This window comes from Psychrobacillus sp. (assembly GCF_056205495.1).
Window position 1 is genome coordinate 1 of the sequence record NZ_JBAEAP010000534.1, and the last position, 1,931, is coordinate 1,931.

At 32.9% G+C, this 1,931-nt stretch carries 3 protein-coding genes; all 3 read left to right on the forward strand.

Features of this window, described 5'->3' with window-relative positions; translation table 11 throughout:
* Positions 1 to 93: 93 nt before the first annotated feature.
* On the forward strand, positions 94 to 525 hold the full coding sequence (locus AC06OU_RS15040; RefSeq protein WP_475856861.1) for a GNAT family N-acetyltransferase: 432 nt from the start codon (positions 94 to 96) through the stop codon (positions 523 to 525).
* Positions 526 to 775: 250 nt separating this feature from the next.
* Positions 776 to 1,543, forward strand: a complete 768-nt coding sequence (locus tag AC06OU_RS15045; RefSeq protein WP_475856862.1) for a serine hydrolase — start codon at positions 776 to 778, stop codon at positions 1,541 to 1,543.
* Between the two features lie 27 nt (positions 1,544 to 1,570).
* Positions 1,571 to 1,931, forward strand: a 361-nt coding sequence (locus tag AC06OU_RS15050) for an alpha/beta fold hydrolase (protein ID WP_475856864.1), incomplete at its 3' end; no start/stop codon positions are given.

Sequence of the window (1,931 nt, forward strand, 5' to 3'; positions counted from 1 at the left end):
TATAAGAATCAATAATACTTTTTTGAGTCCATATGAAGTCGTACAAATAATAAGAGCTGAGTTTAATTTTTAATAAGAAAATGAGGGGACATAATGTTAGAGACAGTAAAAGAGCTAATTACCAGAGAGCAGTGGTCAGAAGCATTTCCTTTAATGAATCAACTAAGAACAGATTTAACGATGGAAACGTACATAGATTTATTGGACGAAATGCAGAAGGATGGATACAAGTTGTATGCCCTCTATGTCCAAGAGAAAATGGTTTCTTTAATCGGATTTAGCTGGCGAACGAACTTTTACAATAAGCGCCATATATTTGTTTACGATTTAGTAACGGATACATCACAGCGTTCAGGTGGCTACGGTGAAAAATTATTAAAATACATACATAAATACGCTAAAGAAAATGGTGCAGAGTACATAGCTTTAGAGTCAGGCTTACAAAGAAAAGAAGCCCACCGTTTTTATGAAAATAAATTTGAATACGACAAATGGTGCTATTCCTTTAGAAAAACGTTGAAGTAAACCAAAAATTGTCATCCGATATAGCTTGCAGGGCAATTTTTTTATTTAGGAATAGTAAATCACGTCTATTTTGCGAGTTTTATACCCGTTAACTTGAAATTTGATGGTAAATAAAAAGGTAAATTTAAAATAAAACTACTTTTAAATGACGGAAAATTCTAAAATTCATTAAATCCCATATATTGCTATGATATGATTTGATATAAGGATAGCTAGCAAATTATTTTTAAACACAAAGGGCAGGTATTCAATGGAAAACATATTAGAAAAATTAAAAGAAATAAAGCAAGGAGAGGTAGGGGCCATACTTTATTCTCCTCTACACGATAAAAATATACTTTCTTTAAATGAAGATTTAATTGTTCCTCTCGCTTCAGCAGCAAAAGTTGCAATTGCCTTTTGTATTGTAAAATTGATAGAAGAAAAGAAGTTTAAATGGAACGACACAATACAAAATATAAAATTTAACCCTAAAGAAGATAGTAATGTACTTTATCCTCATTACCAAAATAGATCCAGTCTGATGCTTCATGAAGCTGTTGAAGTTATGATTGCCTGCCATGATAGTCATGTGGCAAGTAGTGTTGTTCAATTTTGTGGAGGCTGGAACTACATTAATCAAAAGATTCAATCCTATTTTAACGAAATCAATGTTAGAAAGAATCCAAGGGATTTAAGTAACGAAGGAAAGTTATCCCATATCTTAGAGTTGTTAAAATGTGTTATGAAAGGTTATGAATCAGAGCCTGAAGTTTGGGCACCACTTGTTAATGGGCTTGTTAGACAAAGAGGTGAAATAAAAGAGATACCAAAACACTTAATTAATCATATGACTGGTGGATTGGAGAATGTAGTAATAAATATTGGGATAATTGGCGAATTCTCTAATGGCATACTTATATATGTTATAGGGGCTAAAGATTTAACAAATAGATTTGAGGACCACTGGGCAGATGAGATATTAGAAGAAACTCTCTATTTGATATATGAGGATTATTGTAAGGGGATGACCGTTTAAGATTCTACTTGTAAAAGGAGATAACTCATGAATGTACAGATTAATGGAAAAGAGCTATACATAGAAGTAAGTGAGAGCACTAGTGACAAAGCAGTCTTATTTTTACATGGTGGACCTGGAGAGAGCTGCTTTGAATTTACATATCATCAAGCTAAAAGACTAGGTCATCGCTTTAAGTTAATAGCAATGGACCAAAGGGGTGTTTGTAGATCGGAGGCTATTCATGATGGAGAGTCATTTAGTCTTAATGATTTAATAGATGATTGCGAGGTGCTTCGCAAGTATTTAGGAATTCAAAGGTGGTCTATTATAGGTCACTCCTTTGGAGGTTATCTAGCTACTCTATATGCTCATCGATACCCTAATTCTATTGAAAAAGTAATTTTTG

Bases quoted from the DNA above. Each gene is read 5' to 3' on its own strand.
- AC06OU_RS15040 (WP_475856861.1), top strand. From the start codon at position 94: ATGTTAGAGACAGTAAAAGAGCTAATTACCAGAGAGCAGTGGTCAGAA.
- AC06OU_RS15045 (WP_475856862.1), top strand. From the start codon at position 776: ATGGAAAACATATTAGAAAAATTAAAAGAAATAAAGCAAGGAGAGGTA.